We start from the raw sequence: 19,893 nt of genomic DNA, 5'->3' as shown, positions 1-19,893 counted from the left end.
ATGAGTACCGATTCTTACAAAGCATTTCGCGTCGTCAACGATGGGCGAGGTGTCACGACGGTGTCGCTCGATGTTCCCGAGCGTCCGCTGAACATTCTCGACGGCGTCGTCATGAGTGAACTCGAGGCGATTGTCCACGATTTGGAACATCGGGGTGATTGCGAGTTGGTTGTCTTTCGTAGCGGCAAGGAAAGCGGTTTCTTGGCGGGCGCCGACGTCAACGCCATCGTCAACATCGAATCGCCTGCACAAGCAACGCAGTTAATCGATTGCGGACAACAACTATTTGACCGAATCAGCTGGCTGCCGATGCCGACGCTTGCCGTCATCCATGGTCCTTGTTTAGGAGGCGGGCTGGAATGGGCGCTGGCGTGTGATTACCGCATCGCTCGCGATAACAGCAGTACCAAAATCGGTCTGCCTGAAATCAAATTAGGCTTGATTCCCGGTTGGGGTGGCACCCAGCGGTTGCCACGGGTGGTCGGATTGACCAACGCGCTGAGCATGATTTTGCAGGGCAAGCATTTGTCGGCTGGGGAGGCGGCCAAGATCGGGTTGATCGATCGGGCGATCGATCCCGAGGATTGGGAAAACGAAGTGGCGGAATTTATCTCCGACATTTTGGATGAAAATGTGGTTAGCCAAAGCGGACGCAAGCAACCAATGCTGCAAAAGTGGCTCGAGGCGACCGCGCTTGGACGCAAATTGATTTTTGCAGCGGCCGAGAAGAAGATCCGCTCCAAGGCAAAGCATTACCCGGCACTCAAATCAGCGATCAAAGCGGTGCGGTGCAGCTATGGATTGCGACCAGATGGGCTGATGGCCGAGCGGAACGAGTTTGTCGATTTGTTGGCCACCCCAACGTGTCGCAATCTGTTGCAGTTATTCTTTGCCCGAGAATCCGCACGCGATCTTCGCACATGGGCATCACCCACCACGGCGCTGCATCAGGAACCGATTCGCAAAGTCGGAGTGATCGGAGGCGGCGCGATGGGCGCCGGCATCGGACAATTGGCTGCCTGCAAAGGCTATGACGTCGTGATCAAAGAAATTGATGAGGGCGCAGCCCAAGCGGCACGCAAACGAGTCGTTTCGCTGGTCGATAAATTGGCCAAACATCGGAATCTGTCCGAACGAGATCGTGAGGCGATCCTAGACCGAGTTCATGTCACGACTAGCGACGAACCGATGGACGGTGCTGACTTGGTGGTCGAAGCGGTTGTCGAACGCGCGGAGGTCAAAGATGCGGTCTTTGCCGGGCTGGATAAAAGGTTGGCGGGCGATGCGATCTTGGCTTCCAATACCTCGTCGCTGTCGATTGAGCGAATGGCCGATGCGACGCAACGTGCCGATAAGGTTGCGGGGCTGCATTTCTTCAATCCGGTTCACAAGATGGAATTGGTCGAAGTGGTGCGAGCCAAGCAGACCAGCGACGAGACGATCGCCCGTTTGGTCAGCTTTGTTCGCGCGCTCGGGAAAACGCCGATTGTGACCGCCGACGCACCCGGATTCCTCGTCAATCGCGTGTTGTTTCCCTATTTGGGCGAAGCCGTGGTGATGGTTTCCGAAGGTCACGACGTCCACCGCATCGACAAACAGGTGCGAGCGTTTGGAATGCCGATGGGGCCGCTCGAATTATTGGACCAAGTCGGTATCGATGTCGCCTATCACGTAGCAAAATCGCTCGACAGTGTGCTGGTCGGTGTCAGTCCCGTGGTCGATCAATTGAAGCTGATGGTCAACGAAAACATGTTGGGCAAGAAAACCGATTGCGGTTTTTATCAATACAAGAAGGGGCGTCGCGACGGTGCCGCCGATTTTCCGCGGACCAATCCGCGATCCGGACATCGCACCGTCAAACGAATCCGCGAAGATCATTTCGTTTCCGATGGGTTGACGTCCGAGCAACGCCGGCTGATTTACCCGATGCTGGCCGAATCGATTCGTTGTAAACAAGCCAATATCGTCGAACAAGCGTGGGCGATCGATCTGGCGATGGTGCTGGGGACGGGGTTTGCACCGCACCGCGGTGGACCTCTGCACGTGGTCGACACGATTGGCGAGCACATCGTGCATGCCAATTTAGGCTACCTGCAATCGATCTATGGCGACCGTTTTGCCAGCCCGTTATTGCTCGAAGAGATGGCAGAACAACATCAGTTGTTTTTTACTGAATCCAACACCGAGGACAACGATCACGCGGTAACCAAAGGGTGATTCCGAGTCGCACGCGAAGGGGAAACACCGTAAACGACGTTGACCATGTTAGGAGCAATCCAATGAGCCTTGATATCCATCCTTCCGAACCGAGAAAACCCAATTCGTCGACCACGAATTCTGGATCTGCTAATCCCGACGCCGCGAATCCTGAGGCTGCCACGGCGGGCAAGGAATCGTTCGCCGAGGTGGCGCTTCGCCTAGGCGGCGCATCGGTCGACGAATCCAAACGAACCGGATTGATTGATACCGCCGATGATCAAGTCGAGGATTTGTTTGCGGCTCAATACAAAACCACCAACAGCCCGGTACATCGAGCGGTGTGGGATAAACAGGTGCCGACCGAATTGTTCGAGGTCGATGCGATGCCGCAAAACGAGACGGTGTCGCTGGTCGTCGAACAATCGCTGAAAATCGTTCGCAAGCATCGAGATGGTGGCACCTTGCTGGACGAAAAAGGAAAGATCACGGCCAAGGTGTTGGCTGAATTGGGATCGGTGGGCTATTGGGGGCTGTTGGTGTCGCCTGAGTTTGGCGGGTCGGGAGCCACGATGCGTCAGTTCGCCGAAATGATCACGCAAATGGCGACAATCGATCCGACGGTCGCCGGGTTGGCGTCGGTTCACGGCTGCATCGGCGCGGTCGATCCGGTACGGTCCTTTGGAACCGACGAGCAAAAACAACGGTTCCTACCCAAATTGGCTGACGGTCGGCGATTGTCCGCGTTTGCGTTGACCGAACCGGGGGCGGGTAGCGATTTGACCGCACTGCGTACCACCGCGGTGCTGGACGGCGATGACTACGTCGTCAATGGCGAGAAATTGTTCATCACCAATGCGATCCCCGGTCGGACGATTGGGTTGGTCTGCAAAATCGATGGCAAACCAAGTGTATTGGTTGTCGATCTGCCAGAGCAAGAAAACGAGCATTTTCAATTGAAACGCTATGGCATCTACGCCCTTCGCCGGGCCAACAACAATGGCTTGATCTTTCGAGATTTCCGCGTCCCCAAATCCAATTTGCTCGTGCCCTCGCGTGGCGACGGGTTGACGATTGCCTATCACGGATTGAATTTGGGCCGCGTTTCATTGTGTGCCAATGCCGCCGGTGCGATGCGGTGGATGCTCGCTGAGATGTTGCCTTGGGGGGCGTATCGTGAAACCTATGGTCAATCGATTGACCGTCGCGAATTGGTCCGTCGCCGGATTGGCCGGCTTGCTGGTTTGATAGTCGCCTGTGACGCGATGACCGCTTGGTGCGCCGATTTGCTTGATCAAGGTTATCGCGGCGAAATGGAATGCATCGTGGCCAAGATCTTTGGCAGTGAGTCGCAAAAGGAAGCAGCGATTGAATTGTTCATGAAAACGCATGGCGGCCGATCGTTTTTAGAAGGCCATTTGTTCGGCGATAACGTTCACGAGTTCTTGGCGCCGTGTATCTACGAAGGCGAAGGCGAAATGTTGGGCATGGCGTTTTTCAAATCGCTGGTGAAACACCATGGCAAGATCTTCTTTGAACCGATTGGCCGCACACTCAGCGAACTGGGGACTGCCCAACCGAATCCGCTAAACCCGCGGCACGCATGGGCCCTTCGTAAACCGCTTTCGAGTTATGCCAAATGGTGGCTAGGGCACCAAGTCTCGGCGGCACGTTGGTCACCGATCGCGTTGTCGGATCCAAAATTGGCGGAGCATACCAAATTTGCACAGCGCTATTTGTCTCAAAGCGGGATGCGAATCAGTACCACGATGCGGACGTTTCAATTGAAGTTGGCGGATCGTCAATGCCGCATGTCCACGTTGTCGCTGGACATCCAAAACGCGGTCGTGATGTTGGTCACTAGCCTGTATGCCAAGGCATCCAATGATCCGGTGACACGCGCTGCAGCCGACGCGGTGTGTCGCGAATTGCGATTAAGGATCACCGGTGGCAAAGCCAGTAACGCGGATTTCCGGCAAGTCACGCAGCTCGGCAGCCAGATTGCCAGCGAGGGGTGGAGCGAACTCGATGGAGTGACATCGGGGGAAATCATGATGCCGTACAAGTAAGCATGCGCAACATCAGGAGAGGTTAAGGAGCTGCACCATGAATTTAGTCGACCTGTTTGGTTTTCGCACACCATCAAGGTTGGGATCCCCCGAGCTGACATCCCCCGCGGTTGAACCGCGAAAACGCCAACGCCGCGCCGTCATCGCGTTGGGGGGAGGCGGAGCACGAGGGCTCGCCCATCTCGGAGCAATTCAGGTGGTCGGTGAGGCAGGAATTCAAACCGAGCGGTTTGTCGGAGTCAGTATCGGCGCGCTGGTCGGAGCTATGTGTGCTCTCGATTCAGAAATACGCCGCGTACAGGCTCAGACGATCGAATTTCTGTTCTCGCCGGCCTTTTCTCGTAACCAACACCTGTTGTTTGGATCCACCGGTTCGCGAATGGAGGATGCCGAATCGGGAGTGATGGCTTGGTACAACCGTGTTCGCTATCTGTATTCGGCTCACCGCCGGATCACGCGTGCGGCGACGCGAAGGTCGTTGATGCCCGAGGCAATTTTGTCAGACGGTATCGAAGCCCTGGTGCCCGATCTGCAGTTTTCGGATCTTCTGACGCCGCTTAGCATCGTGGCGGCGGACTTGCGAAGCGGCAATCGGATCGTCATCGAAAATGGGCCGCTGCGAAAAGCCATCCAAGCTTCGATGGCGATTCCGGGGATCTTTCCGCCCGTCGAATGGGATGGCATGCAATTGTGCGACATCGGAGTCGTCGATGCATTACCGTCGATGATCGCGAAAACGTATGCCAGCGATTTGACCATCGCGGTGGACGTCGGTCAGTCGCACTCGCACGTCGATGATTGCAGCACCGCACTTGATGTGATCATGCGGATGCAGGACATCGGCGAATGCATGACGCGTCGCGAGAAGGCTGAATTGGCCAACCTTGTCATTCGCCCCGAACTGCACGGGGTCGATTGGTTCGACTTTAGTCATCCCGAACGCATCATTGACGCGGGGCGTGAAGCGGCGCGACGACGAATCGCTGCCCTCGCGACTTAGCCCGGCATCGCTGTCGCGAACGTCACGGCATCGCTGTAGCGAACGTCCGGGCATCGCCGTGCTAAAACTCGCCAAGCGGTTCGACTTCTGTTGCAGTGAGCAACACGCTGCACCGCATGCTTGTTAGACTACGGTTCCGTATCGCTGCGATGACTTCTTTGCTGCTTGCTAGATTATACAACGGAAAAGTAGGCGGCTCTGATTGACGAGACACTTTGAATGACCGCGATCCCTCCGCACTCCAACGACAACCTGTTTGCACAGCCAACGTCCACTCCGTCACCGAGTCGTCCCAGCAGCGAGGATATCGATCAACTGCGATTGCTTTCGATCTTTCACTACGTTGTCGGTGGGGTCATCGCATTGATGTCGCTGTTTCCGATCATCCATCTGGCGTTTGGCATCGCGATCGTCACGGGAGTGCTCGATGACACGAATGCGAATGGGGGCCCCTCTCCCGCAATTTTCGGCTGGTTATTTATTTTATTCCCAGCCTTGATGATCGGCATTGGGATGGCGATGGCGTGCTGTGTGATCGTCGCTGGACGCAAACTCGGATCGCATCAAGGCTACACCTATTGTCTTGTGATCGCGGGAGTGGAGTGCATGTTCATGCCGTTTGGAACCGTATTGGGGGTGTTCACCATCCTCGTGCTGATACGTCCAAGCGTCAAAGCATTGTTTGGCTATTCGGCGCCAGCGATGCCGAACCAGGGCGGGCAAAGTTAGAAAAGCGAAAGATTTGCGTTAAACCGCAAGGGGGGATTCCTCAACCGTACAGCCGATGCAGTACGCACGATGGGAACGCAAAGGAGCGGATTTCAGAGCAAAATCGGCTGTGATTGGGTTGCTTTGAGTTGTGTAAAATAGGCGCTATGCTTACAGTCAAGAGGGCGCCAGAGCACTTTCGGCGCAGACATCTTACGATATGTGAAGCCCTTTATGAATCAGCTGGAAAGCAGCCCCGCCGAAGTGAAAAGCCCCACGTTTGCCGAATTGCCGCTCGCGGACAAAGTCCAAGAAGCGATTGTGAAGTCTGGATACGAAACTCCCTCGGAGATCCAAGCCGCTGTCATCCCCCATCTGCTCGATGGACGCGATGTGATCGGCCAAGCTCAAACGGGAACCGGAAAGACGGCCGCATTTGCGTTGCCCATCCTGTCGCGTATTGACCCAACCAAAAAAGAAGTCCAAGTCCTCGTGCTCGCGCCCACGCGTGAGTTGGCGATCCAAGTTGCCAAATCGTTCTCGACCTACGGATCGTGCATGGACGGTTTCTCGGTTTGTGCGATCTATGGCGGACAAGATTACGAACCTCAATTGCGAGCCCTTCGCCGCGGCGTGCAAGTCGTCGTCGGAACTCCCGGCCGCGTGATCGACCACATCAAACGCGGTTCGCTGCAAGTCGGCGTGTTGGACTGCTTGGTGCTCGATGAAGCCGACGAAATGCTCAACATGGGCTTCTTAGAAGACGTCCAATTTGTGTTGGACCAAACGCCTGAGTCGACTCAGATCGCCCTTTTCTCGGCGACCCTTCCCGATCCGATTCGCCGGATTGCTCAAAAGCACCTGAAGGATCCCGAAACCGTTCAAATCAAGCACAAGACGATGACGGGGGCAAACATCCGCCAACGTTGTCTGTACGTCACGCCTCGCGACAAGACCGAGTTGTTGATGCGGCTGCTCGAATCCGAAGACACCGATGGCGTCATCGTGTTCACCAAGACCAAGGAAGCGACCACGACGTTGGCCGACAAACTGGCTCGTTGGGGGCATACCGCCGCGGCGCTCAATGGCGACATGCCACAAGCGCTTCGTGAGCGAACCGTGGACAAACTGAAATCGGGTCATTTGGACATCATTGTCGCCACCGATGTCGCCGCACGTGGTTTGGATGTGCCGCGAATCAGTCACGTGATCAACTTTGATCCGCCGCACGACAGCGAGTCGTACGTGCACCGAATCGGCCGCACCGGGCGTGCAGGACGAAGTGGCGAAGCGATTATTTTGTTGTCGCACTCCCAACGAGGACGTCTGCGTTCGATCGAACGCGTCACGCGTCAATCGATCGAGATTGTCGATCCGCCATCGACTGCCGACATCAATCGCAAACGTGTTGATAATTTCAATCAACGCATTACGGAAACGATCGCAACTCGCGATATGACATTTTTCAAGCAGATGATCGCCGACTTTGCTGAGAAATCAGGGCAGCCGGTCGAAATGATCGCAGCCGCGCTGGCCGATATGGCGCAGAACGGTCGTCCGTTGTTGCTCAAAGACGTGCCGAAATCCAAGAAACCCCGTGACAACGGCTACGACGATTCGCGACCGTCAAAACGAGAACGGTTCAGTCGATCCGACGACGGACCACCACGGCGTGGCGGACGTCGCGTCGGCGGTGCGCCTCGCGACGGTATGCAGCGTTTCCGTGTTGATGTAGGACGTGCCGATGGCGTCAAGCCAGGCAACTTGGTTGGCGCGATTGCCAACGAAGCAGGCATCAACGGTGAATTCATCGGCCCGATCGATATCCAACACAACTACACCACCGTCGATCTGCCGGCGGGAATGCCTAACGATATCTTCCAAACACTTCGCAATACCTGGGTTGCCGGAAAACAGCTTAACATCAGCGTTGCGGATGAACGCAGCACGAATCGTTATGCCGATACCGACAGCGGCCGACCATCGGGTAAACGATTTGGATTGAAGGACAAGAAATTCAAATCGGGTGGAAAAGCGGGCAAGGCGAACATGGCTGGTAAAAAGCCAGGCAAGAAAAAGCCCTTTAAGAAACCGGCTCACGCCAAGTAGTCAAGCAAGACTTAGCAAGACGATCAACCGTTCAAAGGCACGCTCTCGGGCGTGCCTTTTTCATTGGCCCCTCCTCCCTAGCGACGCTCAGGCAAAACTCGCGGCAGGATGGTTGATCATATCGATATGTAAAAGCTTGCCGAAGCGGGTTGTAGCTACGCTCGCCAGAGCGTGGATGGATGCCGCGCAAATGCGAATCACCACCTTCTGGCGAAGGTAGCTACTAGAAGATGCTTCAGATCGCTCACACGTTGCGGCTCACCAAATTCAAAACTTGCCGAAGCGTGTTGTAGCTACGCTCGCCAGAGCGTGGATGGTTGCCGCGTAAACGTGAGTCACCACCTTCTGGCGAAGGTAGCTACTAGAAAATGCTTCAGATCGCTCACACGTTGCGGCTCACCAAATCCAAAACTTGCCGAAGCGTGTTGTAGCTACGCTCGCCAGAGCGTGGTTGGTTGCCGCGTAAGTGCGAATCACCACCTTCTGGCGAAGGTAGCTACTAGAAGATGTTTCAGTTCGCTCACGCGTCGCGGCTCACTAAATCCAACGATCGATCTACGGGGTCGAAGTCGCTCGAATTTCCCATCGATACTCGATCAAATCCGCTCGTTATTGAATCTCGTGAAGTTCCACTTTGAAATGCAGCGTTGCGTAGGGTGGGATGCTGCCGGGATTTCCCTGAGGTCCATAGCCAAGTTGGTATGGAATCTCCAGCTCGATCATTCCTCCTTCGCCGATCAACTGTAGCCCTTCGGTCCAACCCGGGACCACTTCGTTCAATCGGAACGTTGCCGGTTCGCGGCGAGCATACGAGCTGTCGAATTCGGTGCCATTGTCCAACCACCCGGTGTAATCGACCGTCACGCGGTCGGTCGCTGAGGGTTTCGGACCATCGCTTTTTCGTAGGATGCGATACTTCAATCCCGATTCCGTTTCAGTGAATTCGGTCGGTGCGTCTGCATCCACTTTGCTTAGCCCCACTTCAGCCTGGGGCGAACATCCGCTGAGGAAGACCAGCCCGAAAACCAATAGCATGGTGGGGATTGCAGAAAATAATTTCACTTGTTCGTTCCTTGATTGATCGAAACAGATGACGGGGTGCCGAACCACTGCGCCATTGGAACCGTTACAATACACGCTTGTTTGATTAGCCACTACGTGGGAGCGGAATTATTGACGCCGTCGTTCAAGTCGAAGGCATAACGAAATTATACCGGGGTGTGCCTGCGCTGCGAGACGTGTCGGTGACCGTGGCGCCGGGCATTACGGGGCTGTTGGGACCAAACGGGTCGGGCAAAAGCACGCTGATCAAGGCACTTTTGGGACTCGTGAAAACGCAATCCGGGTCGGGACACGTGCTCGGGTACCCGTGGCCTCGCGACGTGCGATCGATCCGTGACTCGGTGGGGTACCTACCCGAGGACGATTGTTACATCACCGGATTGGTCGGTGTCGAATCGGTGGCATTGATGGCTCGTTTATCGGGGCTGGCCGGTACCGAAGCGTTGCGGCGAGCTCACGAGATGATGGACTTCTGTGATTTTGGTGAAGAGCGGTATCGCGAGATCCAATCGTATTCGACCGGCATGCGTCAGAAACTAAAGTTTGCTCAGGCGTTAGTGCATGATCCGCCGCTGATGATTCTAGACGAACCGACGACCGGTTTGGATCCCGATCAACGAGCGTCGATGTTAAACCGAATTCGCACGTTGGCGCTGCGACACGGTAAATCGGTGATCTTGTCAACGCATATCTTGCCCGACGTCCGAGCGGTTTGTGACAACGTCGTCATCCTGGTGGGCGGCACCGTCCGCATCGTCGATTCGCTGGAAAACCTCAGCCGTCCAAGCTCGCCCACGCTACACGTCACGACGCTTGGCGATTCATCAGGGCTGGTCGCCAAGGCAACCGACGCGGGGTACCTTGTTTTGCACAGCGACGATGGTTCACTGCGAATCGAGGGGATCGAAGCGACTGAAACCGCTCAAGTTTGGAGGTGGGCCGCCGAGACACATACGTCGATTCGCCGAATGCAGCCCGCACTCAATTCGCTGGACAAGATCTTTATGGATGTAGCCAAGGGGCCTGCGACGCTGATAACGAATGAATCAACGGAGTCGCTGAATGCCGGTCAATGACCTTGGGTATCGCGGCTGGAACGGCTCGCGTGTTGCACGGATTTTGCGTCCTATCGTCGTGGCCCGCAGCGGCATCTCGCTGATATGGCGACGTAAATGGTTGCGAATGATGTTGGTGTTCGCATGGTTGCCCGTGTTGCTACCAGCGTTTGGCATCTTTGCATTTGAATATTCATCGACCAGTGTGGAGATGAAACAGTTCGTCTTTAGCATGTTGCGAGGGCCGCTTCAGCAACCGGAATTAGCCACGCTGGTGGTCTCGGATCCTGATTCGGCGAGGCACGAAGTTTGGACGACACTGATCTTGGCGTTCTTTCGCTACCCTCAACTGTTTGCGATGGTGTTGTTGATTGGCTTGATCGCGCCAATGTTGGTCTCGTACGATTTGCGAACCAAGGCCTACCTACTTTATTTCTCGCGACCACTTTCGCCGACCGAGTACATCATCGGAAAATCGGCCGTGATTTGGTTTTTGCTTTCGATGATCGTGACCGTCCCGGCATTCATGCTGTATTGCATCGGCGTGCTGTTGTCGCCCGATTTGTCGGTGGTTTCACAAACCTGGGATATCCCGCTGCGGATTATCGCAGCATCGGCGGTGTTGATGGTGCCAACGACCGCGCTTGCGGTGGGCTATTCGTCACTGACGAGTGAAAGCCGCTACGCCACCTTTGCTTGGTTCGCCACCTGGGCGATGGGGTTTGTGGCCTATCAAATTTTGACTTACTCCGTGATGGTTGGCCAGCGGCCCCCGCGATCGATGCGACGCGGACGGATCGATTACGAGGCGCTGGGGATCGATGTGGACCGTTGGCGGTTGTTGTCGCCGTACCACACGTTGGGCAAAGTCCAAGCGTGGGTGTTTGATTTGGATCCGACACCGGCCAGCGTCGTCCCGTCGATCATGGTGCTGGTCGGCATCACCATCATCGGGTTTTGGGTGGTTCGTCGTCGTTTGATCTCGAGGTTGAGTGTTTAAGCGATGATTGAACTCAACAACACGACCAAATTGTACGGGCATGTGATCGGAGTCAACGATTTGACACTCACGCTGCCGACCGGTGCGTATGGTTTGGTGGGACCAAACGGTTCCGGAAAAACCACGCTGATCAATTTGTTGATCGGCCATTTGCGACCGACGCTCGGGCGGGTGTCGGTGTTCGGACAGGATCCATTTCAACATCGCAGCTTGCTGTCGCGGATCGGGCTGTGCCCTGCCACGGACATTTTGTATCCGAATGTTTCGGCGAGAACTTGGGTAACGTACCTCGTTCGACTGCACGGTTTTTCTCGACGCGAGAGTCAATCGATGGCCGACGCTGCGTTGGAACTGGTAGGAATGTCCTCGGCAATGCATCGACCAATCGGGACCTATTCGCTGGGCATGCGACAACGCACGAAAATCGCTCAAGCGATCGCCCATCATCCCGAGTTGCTGATTTTGGACGAACCGTACAATGGATTGGACCCGGTTGGCCGCGACGAGATGACGACGCTGCTAAAACAGTGGACACGGCAAGGCAAGGGGCTGTTGTTTGCGAGTCATGTGTTACAGGAAATCGAATCGGTGACTTCGTCGTTCCTGTTAATCTTCGGAGGCCGTTTGCTGGCATCGGGGACCGCCGGTGAGATCGAATCGCTTTTGTCGGACACGCCCCAGGAAGTCCGCGTGATTGGGCGTGATGCACCGCAATTGATTCATCGTTTGGTCGACATGCCGTGGGTCAATTCGCTGCAGTTGACCGATCAACGCAGCGAGTTGCGAATCGCACTCCGCGATCCAAGTCAGTTTTATGAACGGCTGGCTGGCTGGATCGCCGAGGATGGGCTGCGAATCGATCAACTGCAGACGGCCGAGGGCAACTTGACCGCCTTGTTTGCGTCATTACTGAAGCATCACCGCGGAGAAACAGCGTGATAGCGACATTGCCACTCGACGTGATGCGATTCGAACTCGGCCGTTCGTTGACGATTGGCCGAATCGCAATGTGGTTTCTATTGGTTGCGTTTCCTGTGGCGTTGATCGCCACGTTGCGTTCGGTAGCGCCCATCGATCCGATCGAACCGTGGGGAATCACACTCTACTTTCTCGTCCCCGAAGTCGTCTGTTTATTGGGGCTGTTGTTGTGGGCGACACCTGCGATTAGCACCGAGATCGAAGGCCAAACGTGGATCTATCTAGCGATGCGGCGGTCGGGACGATCGATGGTACTATTGGGGAAATACTTGACCGCGGTGGCTTGGACATTGTCGGCCGCGATCACCGCGATCACGCTGTCGGTATTGATCATCGGACCGGCCGCCGGGTTCCAAATGTGGTGGGTGATGTGTGTGCTGGCGATTCTATCGTGCTTCGCTCATGCCGCCTTGTATGTTTTGATCGGTGTGATTTTCTACAAACGCACCATGGTCAGTGCGGTGTTCTACACGCTGGCGATCGAGTACGGAGTTTCGTTTGTGCCCGCGTTGATCAACAAGTTCACGATCAACTATCGACTGCGAGGATTATTAGCACAGTGGATGGGGTGGGAAGAAGCACGCAGCCGAGCCGAAAATGTGTTTGGCGCCGAACCAGCCGAAACGCACTTGCTGGTTTTGTTCGCCTTGACGATCACGCTGTTAGGGGTAGCGAGTTTTAAAGTCACGCGAACGGAATATCCCACGCAGCAAGAAGATTGACGTCAGCCCCAAGCGGTTCGGTGCCATCTGCAGCCCCGCTGCCATCTGGACTTGAATGGGGGCCCTGGCGTTCGATCGAACAGAAGAAACCTTGGGGTTGCGTTGATAATCTGTCTGCGCAAGTGTTGTTTCGATTCTTAGTCGCGATAGCGACGGCAGCGTTAAGTCCTACGCTATTTGCGTTGACGCTTATCCGATGGGGTTTTAAAGCGGAGCGGTGCGGGGCCTCGCGGGAAGATACCAGTTGCCCCTCGGAGGCCATTGCCCGCAACGTCCGCTGCCGTGGTCGTATGGCCACGGACAGCTGTGAAAACCGCACCAGGGCTGCATGGTCTATTTGACGGCGAAACTGCCTTCGTAGGCCAAACTCTTGATAAAGTGCTCAACACCAATGAACGTCACCGTTGGCATATGCTCGATACGATCTTTTTTGCCCAGTGTTTGCATCATCGAGTCACATGCCTTTTGAATCTGGCCATAGCTAGCGGACATCGAACCACTGTCGTCAGGCGTCCGGTCGTGGAAAAGACGATCTAGTGCTTGACGATCACTGGTGAAATCAGAATCACGCAACAAGCCAGGCCAATGAATCACATTGGTGGAACGATCAAACTGGGCATTGGAAAGTCGCCCTGGTTCCGCCGACTTTCCAAACGCTTCCAATTCCTGCTCCGTCGGTGGCGCCTCGCGATGAGCGGCGACGTATTGGTCACGTGCTTCACGATTGGCGTAGTAGCTGTTCACTGCATAATTATGGTTTTCCTGTACCAAATGTGCTGTTTCTGCATACGTATTGGCGGCTTGGGCAGTGTCTTCACGTTCTTCGCCGATCCCACTGGCTAACCCACCTGAGAAACCTCGTGACAGGTAGCCCGATCCATAGCCATAGTTGGTGCCATAACCGCGACCGCCGGGTGGGTGATAGTAATGATGATGAATCTCGGGCGAGTTCATCCGATTGCCCCTCTCTCCTTCCCTCGCCGGCCCACGTTCGAATGCGTTTGCATTTGGACGCTCGCGTAGATTGGGACGCTCTCCGGCATTTGGTCGCTCGCGTTGATTCGGCAGTTCATTGTTTGGTTCTTGGGCAAGAACCGTGGAGATTACTAAAATTCCACTTAGTGCCAAGGTCGGTGTAAGAACGTTCATAACTGTCCCCTTGATGCGTGATTTACGATTTCAACTCAACAATCCAGTTGTGGATACTCGCCACAGCGTGATCTTCGGTACGCGGGCGGCCTCCCTTTCTTGAAGTGTTTCAATCAATGATTGACTTTGATCATCAAAGTCCTGGAAATGCAAATGGTTCCATCATTCGCTATGACGGAACGACGTTTCAATGACATCGAGTAGCTGCTCGTTGTCGAGTGGTTTTTGCAAGAAGGCTAACGCGCCCATTGCAATCGCTTGAAGTCGCGTTGAATCATCTTCAAACGCGGTGACAAACACGATGGGGATGTGTTTGCCAAGGTCATGCAAATGCTGTTGTAGCTGCAATCCGCTAAGCCCCATCAGGTGGACATCCAGGATCAAGCAGTCAATTGGATCAACTGCGAATTCCAAGAAAGCTTCAGCGGATTCATACGCCAGCACAATGTATCCTGCGGATCTGCAGAGCCGGTCCAAAGCTCGACGCACCGATGCGTCATCATCCACAATCGAAATTCGGAGGGGCTCGTCCATGCGTGTATTTTTTTTCTAGCATGCGTACGTTTGTATCCAGGCCACCAGCGTGTTATTCGTCCTCTGATACTCACCATAGAGGGCAAGTGATGCAAGCGAAATTAGACTTTAGTGTTATTGGCTGCGGTTGCCCCTGTGTCCTCCATCTACGCTGTGTTCCCCATCTGCGCGTTGTCCCCCCCGTTTACTTTGGTGCGTCTAATGTCAACGAGTTTAGGGCGTGCACGCGGCGCAAGCCGTCCGGTTGCAGCGAGCAAAACGTTCGTCGTTTACCGGCGCACACGCGCCGCGCCGCTCCGCTATAAAAACCACCCGATTAGGACGAAAGCAGATGGCACTGGGTGTTTCACCCCCGCCTCTTGTTTTCCGCAGAGGATTGGCGTGCTCTCCGCGGCGTGCGATCACCCGCTTGCGATCAATCCTCAGCCGGTGCGATACCGGCGTGTTCGCAAAGCCGCACCAATTCCGCAACCGAATCGACTTCCGTTTTTACCATCGCGCGGCCCCGATGGACTTTGACGGTATTTTCGGTGATTCCCAACCGTCTGGCGATTTGCTTGTTCAACAGCCCACAAATCACGAGCATGATGACATCGTTTTCTCGTTTCGAAAGTGAACCGAATCGATCGCGGAATTCACGCCGTTGGACAAGCTCGGTTCGCTCGCGCGCGTTGCGATCAATCGCTTGTTGCACGGTATCGATCAGTTTCTGATCATCAACGGGTTTGGGCAGGAAATCGATCGCACCGGCCTGGATCGCTTGAACGGTCATCGGGATGTCGCCTTCGCCGGTAATGAAGACGATTGGCAGATCAAAATCGCTGGCCACTAACTGCTGCTGAAGCTGAATGCCACTGAGCCCGGGCATATAGACGTCCAAGATCAGACAACCTGCCTGATCCGGTCGCGGGTAGTGCAAGAATTCGTCTGCGTTTTCAAAGGTAAGGACTTGCAAATCAAGCGATTTAAACATTCGTGTCATCGCTTTACGGATCGATGCATCATCGTCAATCACGTACACCGTAGCGTTGGGGACGCTCATGACGCAATCTCCTGAGGCGTAGGCAAGGTAAATCGAAACGTCATTCCGTGATCACTATTTTTCTCGGCCCAGATCCGTCCGCCATGTGCTTGGATGATCGTACGATTGATGGCAAGCCCCATCCCGGTGCCATCAGGCTTGGTGGTGTAGAACGGTTCAAACAGTCGGTCGACTTGCCCCTCTGCGAATCCTTTCCCATGATCCTTGACCGCAAGTTCGACGGCATCGTCGCCGGCAGCGATGCTGATCGTCAGCCGATCGGAATCGGATGCAAGCGGGTCGATCGCTTGAGCCGCATTGATCAGCAAGTTAAGGATGACTTGCTGCAGCTCAATCGAATCCCCATAAATCGCCGGAAGATGATTTGCAAATTGGGTATCGATGACCAATCCTCGTCGACAAATCTCGGGTTCAACCAACCGAATTGCCTCACGTGCCACCTCGTCTAAGTGCAACAGGACGCAGGGACAGTGTTCCTTTTTCACCAGCGAACGCACCCGATCAATGATGTCGGCGGCGCGATTACCATCACTGGAGATATCGATCAAAGCCTCGCGGACTTCATTGACATCCGGTTGCTCGCGGTCAAGCAACCGCTGGGCCGTTTGCGCGTTGCTGACGATCGCGAAAAGAGGCTGTTTCACTTCGTGTGCAATCGATGTGGTCAGCTCTCCCATGCTAGCCGCGCGAGAGACGCGAGTTAGTTGCAGAAAATTCGTCCGAGACTCCTCTTCCGCTCGTTTGCGATCATTGATTTCACGACGCAACGCGACGTTGATTTTGTGTGTTGTCTGTATCCGATGTCGAACGTAACCGACCACCACGGCAATCGCCGCCATCAGAGTGGCGACTCGCACCCAGGTGATTTCCCACCAGCGAGGGATCACCCGCAATTCCACCGTCGCTCCTGCTTCGCTCCAAACGTCATATCCATTGTCCGCAGTGACACGAAAGACATATTCGCCTGGGGGCAATTCGGTATAGCTGGCGGACCGTTGCCTGCCTGCATCAAGCCATTGATCATCGAATCCGTCCAGCCGGTAGCGAAAAACCGCTTGCTTCGGGGCCGTAAACGTATTCGCGGTAAAATGAAAGTCGACGTGCCTTGATCCCGATCGTATCTCGAGCGCCTCGCAGGGAAGTTGTGATTCGCCGTTAACCTGAACCTCTTCAATGTGGACGATCGGAGCGAGCGGTTGCTGATAAGGGCCGTTCGCCGGTACGATCACCGTACCACCGGTGGTCACAAACCAGATGGTTCCGTCCTTGCGATGCACAACATTGGGACGGTAGTTGCGTTCGATGCGAGGTTGGTCTAATCCACTGCTAATTGGATGCACTCGAACCTGGATCCGTGTTTCGATACCAGAATCGATTTCGTCGAGTACCTGTACCGACACGGATGACAGACCATGAGGGCCGCCTAGCCACAAACACCCTCGCTTGTCCTCGGCAATCGCATGAATGGAATCCTCGTGCAACCCCTGGGCACTGGTCCAATTGGAAAAGCGACCCGCTGCATAGCGACACAATCCTCCGCCACTGGTCCCGATCCAAAGACAGCCTTGATCGCTCTCGCAGCATGCCGTGAAGTTGATCGTCGAAAGCTCGTCAAGCACAACGTCCCGGACGCGTTGAAGATTGCCGTCAATCCAGCGGTACAATCCACGATTGGATCCGATCCAAAGCTGTCCACTGGCATCTTCATGAATCCAGTTTACATCGGCATCCCTGAATTCCGTGATGCGAGTGAATGTGCCATCCTGCATTCGCTGCAAACCGCCTTCCCAAAAACCAATCCACACCACTCCGGTGTGATCCACGTAAACGTTGCGAATCCAATCTCGTCCCAATCCGTCCTCGGTTGTGAACGTGGTCCACCGATCATTCTCACGACAAACTAATCCCTTGTTCGTACCGATCCATAACCGACCCTCGGATCCAATCGCTAGTCCCGTTACCAAGTTTGTCGGCAGCCCGTGATCGGTGCCGTAATTTTCAAACACACCGCCGTCCAGACGATGCAGTCCCGTTTGACGATCTTTCGAGGCAGGATTGCCGCTACCAAACCAGAGGTCCCCCGCAGCGTCTTCGACGACGCATCGCATCATGACGCGTTGATCGAGTTTGAGCTTAGCAAGCTCCGGATTACGGAGGCTGCGAAGACCGCGTTGACCACCGCCAAACCAAAGAATTCCTTCACGGTCCTCGGCAAGACAAACGACCGGTCGATTTCCGATGGAAAGCTTCGTGGCCTTGTCGTGAACAAGACGGTAACATCCGGCGGCAAAAGTGCTGATCCATAACTGCTGGCTGCGGTCTTGATACAGCCGCAAGTAATTAGAGGCTTTCGGACCGAGCGTAGCAGCGTGGTCTTGAAATTTGCCGTTCTGATAACGGAACAAGGAGTGACCAAGTGTGCCAATCCACAGCCCACCCTGGTGATCTGAACAAAGTGCCGTGACCGAGTTGGCGGACGGCGAGTCCGGAAATCCGTCGGACTGCGTCAACCGGTAAAAGCGATCATCGTCACGGCGATACAGTCCAGGTTTTGGCTGAATCGTTGTCGCCGCCAGTCGGTCTGGTCGAGACTGCATCCAAATCGCCGCGCCCAGCCACAGCGTTCCGTTTTCATCCTCGCAAATGGCTCGCACGTTTAGTGGAGCATCGGGCCGACGTAGGCACTGGGTGCCGACGACGGTCCATGTTTCCGCCTCCGTCCCGATCCAAAGTGTGCCGTCACGATCCTCATATAAACACTGAATCGGATGTCCTAGCAACTCGTCAAAACGCTCGAACGCAGGCGTTTGACCAAGTCGGCAATGAATCAGCCCGCCACGCTCAGTGCCAATCCAGAAGGCCGAATCTCGACTGCGACAAAGCTTGCTGATTTGATTGGTGACAAATGCGGGTGTGTTGGCGCGGTTGAAAATCGTAAAATGCAAACCATCAAACCGTGCCAATCCGCGCACGGTGGCCAGCCACAGATAGCCATCGGACGTCTGAATGATGTCGACAACTTGGTCTGATGGTAGCCCGCTCTGCATGGTCCACTGACTAGACACGTACTGATCCAGCGACAGATCAGGATTGAGCTGAACTGTTTGTGATTGCGAAGACAGTTTTCGGTCCGCGGGGTGACCTTCGCAGCGGACGATTGCAACAGCATGCACTAGCAAGGCGGAAGCAATCCAGATTTTGGGATTCCTGATGAAGGGGACATCACCCCAGCGACGGTTCACAAAAGTTTCGCAATCTGGCCCGACACGTTTAACACGAAGAGCGCTCTACGGTGATCAGTTACCAGGAGAGGATCAAGAAAAGTGCTTGTGATGTCCTACGAAAGTGTAGGCGATCGTGAACAAAAAGGACTGGCTGTTCGAAGCATCCGTCCTAGTGCTTTTTTTATCCTAGCGCCGTAAGACATTTTGGCCAGGGGCAATTTCGACATCCGAAGCAACATTCCGATGTGATGGGGGAGTTGGGGACGGTGGACTGCCGCGAGAGGTTTCTTGCCACTGTACCCATGCGTCACACACTGTACCTGTCCGTCACATCACCGACGAACATACAAAGGGGGCGCTGCGGTGCGTGAAGCCAGCGAGCAGCCCCTTTCAAAACGTAGACGTACATCCCGATCAATCCTTTGCGGGGTCGTCTGTAATCGGCTTCGGGATACCGAACACGAGCTTAACTCCGTCGTCATTACTGCAGCAGGTGCAACGAAACGCAACGCGTAAGCAGGACGCTTCGCACCGCTTTTAACACGTCGCTGATAAATGGTAGGTTGTTGCTGGCGATCGATGGTGTTTACCGGAATTTTTTGGATGCCGATTCCTTTCGAGCGAGCGATGACGATCAATGGTCATCGCAGTGCGGTGCGGCATATTCGTATCGCTTGCGACTGCAAATGGAAATGGGATAATCATTCAACGAAAACGCGATGCGAGGGAATGTCGCAGATAACATCGACGGCGTTTCACCGGCTGGCGACCGCGACCACATCCGCTACATCCAAGGCCGACTTGCGGCGATCAATCAGCATCGCATTACCGCGGGCGTGGGCTTTTGGGAGGTGCTGCCAGGTGTCGATCATGATCTTCTCGCCGGGGCAAGTTCAAAAAATCGCAAACCTATTCGAAGTCAACGGCATTGTTGGAAGGCTATTGGGACGGCTTCGGTTTGACTTGGCGTTTTTGCTGCGGATCGCAAATCGCCGCATCGAGATTTTCACAGTGCTTTGAGGGATTTCACAGTGCTTTGAGAGAG

At 54.9% G+C, this 19,893-nt stretch carries 15 protein-coding genes; 10 read left to right on the top strand and 5 right to left on the bottom strand.

The window, feature by feature from the left end:
• From ABEA92_RS06305 to ABEA92_RS06285, 5 genes are all read left to right on the top strand, one after another.
• The gene (locus ABEA92_RS06305) at positions 1-2,217 is read left to right on the top strand and encodes a 3-hydroxyacyl-CoA dehydrogenase NAD-binding domain-containing protein (protein WP_345682956.1); all 2,217 of its coding nucleotides are present in this window, start codon (positions 1-3) and stop codon (positions 2,215-2,217) included.
• Between the two features lie 62 nt (positions 2,218-2,279).
• The gene (locus ABEA92_RS06300) at positions 2,280-4,265 is read left to right on the top strand and encodes an acyl-CoA dehydrogenase family protein (protein ID WP_345682955.1); all 1,986 of its coding nucleotides are present in this window, start codon (positions 2,280-2,282) and stop codon (positions 4,263-4,265) included.
• Between the two features lie 37 nt (positions 4,266-4,302).
• Positions 4,303-5,265: a patatin-like phospholipase family protein gene (locus tag ABEA92_RS06295; protein ID WP_345682954.1), complete on the top strand. Its 963-nt coding sequence runs from the start codon at positions 4,303-4,305 to the stop codon at positions 5,263-5,265.
• A gap of 219 nt (positions 5,266-5,484) precedes the next feature.
• Positions 5,485-5,994, top strand: coding sequence for a hypothetical protein (locus ABEA92_RS06290; protein WP_345682953.1), 510 nt, complete (start codon positions 5,485-5,487; stop codon positions 5,992-5,994).
• A 213-nt stretch (positions 5,995-6,207) separates the two neighbouring features.
• A complete protein-coding gene (locus ABEA92_RS06285; RefSeq protein ID WP_345682952.1) occupies positions 6,208-8,082 on the top strand; it encodes a DEAD/DEAH box helicase in 1,875 nt (624 codons plus the stop codon).
• A 609-nt stretch (positions 8,083-8,691) separates the two neighbouring features.
• On the opposite strand, the gene ABEA92_RS06280 is transcribed toward ABEA92_RS06285, so the two are convergent.
• The gene (locus tag ABEA92_RS06280) at positions 8,692-9,144 is read right to left on the bottom strand and encodes an FKBP-type peptidyl-prolyl cis-trans isomerase (RefSeq protein ID WP_345682951.1); all 453 of its coding nucleotides are present in this window, start codon (positions 9,142-9,144) and stop codon (positions 8,692-8,694) included.
• A 158-nt stretch (positions 9,145-9,302) separates the two neighbouring features.
• Between ABEA92_RS06280 and ABEA92_RS06275 the strand changes: the two genes are divergently transcribed.
• Genes ABEA92_RS06275 through ABEA92_RS06260 form a run of 4 tightly spaced genes read left to right on the top strand, consistent with a single transcriptional unit; the run spans position 9,303 to position 12,899 of the window.
• Complete coding sequence (locus ABEA92_RS06275; protein ID WP_345682950.1) at positions 9,303-10,220, top strand: ABC transporter ATP-binding protein; 918 nt, start codon at positions 9,303-9,305, stop codon at positions 10,218-10,220.
• Positions 10,207-11,199 (top strand): ABC transporter permease subunit, encoded by a 993-nt coding sequence (locus ABEA92_RS06270; RefSeq protein WP_345682949.1) that lies wholly within the window; start codon positions 10,207-10,209, stop codon positions 11,197-11,199. The genes ABEA92_RS06275 and ABEA92_RS06270 overlap by 14 nt, the downstream gene beginning before the upstream one ends.
• A 3-nt stretch (positions 11,200-11,202) precedes the next feature.
• A complete protein-coding gene (locus ABEA92_RS06265; protein WP_345682948.1) occupies positions 11,203-12,138 on the top strand; it encodes an ABC transporter ATP-binding protein in 936 nt (311 codons plus the stop codon).
• Entirely contained in the window at positions 12,135-12,899 is a 765-nt protein-coding gene (locus ABEA92_RS06260) for a hypothetical protein (protein ID WP_345682947.1), read from the top strand. Before ABEA92_RS06265 ends, ABEA92_RS06260 begins: the two co-directional genes overlap by 4 nt.
• Positions 12,900-13,232: 333 nt before the next feature.
• On the opposite strand, the gene ABEA92_RS06255 is transcribed toward ABEA92_RS06260, so the two are convergent.
• The 4 genes from ABEA92_RS06255 to ABEA92_RS06240 all read right to left on the bottom strand — a co-directional run bounded on the left by ABEA92_RS06255 (position 13,233) and on the right by ABEA92_RS06240 (position 18,797).
• A complete protein-coding gene (locus tag ABEA92_RS06255; RefSeq protein WP_345682946.1) occupies positions 13,233-13,853 on the bottom strand; it encodes a hypothetical protein in 621 nt (206 codons plus the stop codon).
• A 357-nt stretch (positions 13,854-14,210) separates the two neighbouring features.
• Complete coding sequence (locus ABEA92_RS06250) at positions 14,211-14,582, bottom strand: response regulator transcription factor (RefSeq protein WP_345682945.1); 372 nt, start codon at positions 14,580-14,582, stop codon at positions 14,211-14,213.
• Positions 14,583-14,997: 415 nt separating this feature from the next.
• On the bottom strand, positions 14,998-15,624 hold the full coding sequence (locus ABEA92_RS06245; RefSeq protein WP_345682944.1) for a response regulator transcription factor: 627 nt from the start codon (positions 15,622-15,624) through the stop codon (positions 14,998-15,000).
• Positions 15,621-18,797: a two-component regulator propeller domain-containing protein gene (locus tag ABEA92_RS06240; protein WP_345682943.1), complete on the bottom strand. Its 3,177-nt coding sequence runs from the start codon at positions 18,795-18,797 to the stop codon at positions 15,621-15,623. Before ABEA92_RS06240 ends, ABEA92_RS06245 begins: the two co-directional genes overlap by 4 nt.
• Positions 18,798-19,451: 654 nt before the next feature.
• Here ABEA92_RS06240 and ABEA92_RS06235 point away from each other — a divergent pair.
• Positions 19,452-19,868, top strand: coding sequence for a hypothetical protein (locus ABEA92_RS06235; RefSeq protein ID WP_345682942.1), 417 nt, complete (start codon positions 19,452-19,454; stop codon positions 19,866-19,868).
• Positions 19,869-19,893 lie beyond the last annotated feature (25 nt).

It is taken from the genome of Novipirellula caenicola (genome assembly GCF_039545035.1).
Classification (GTDB): Bacteria; Planctomycetota; Planctomycetia; order Pirellulales; family Pirellulaceae; genus Novipirellula; species Novipirellula caenicola.
Note: the sequence above shows the minus strand (reverse complement) of the source record. Positions and strands in the feature narration are given on the sequence as shown.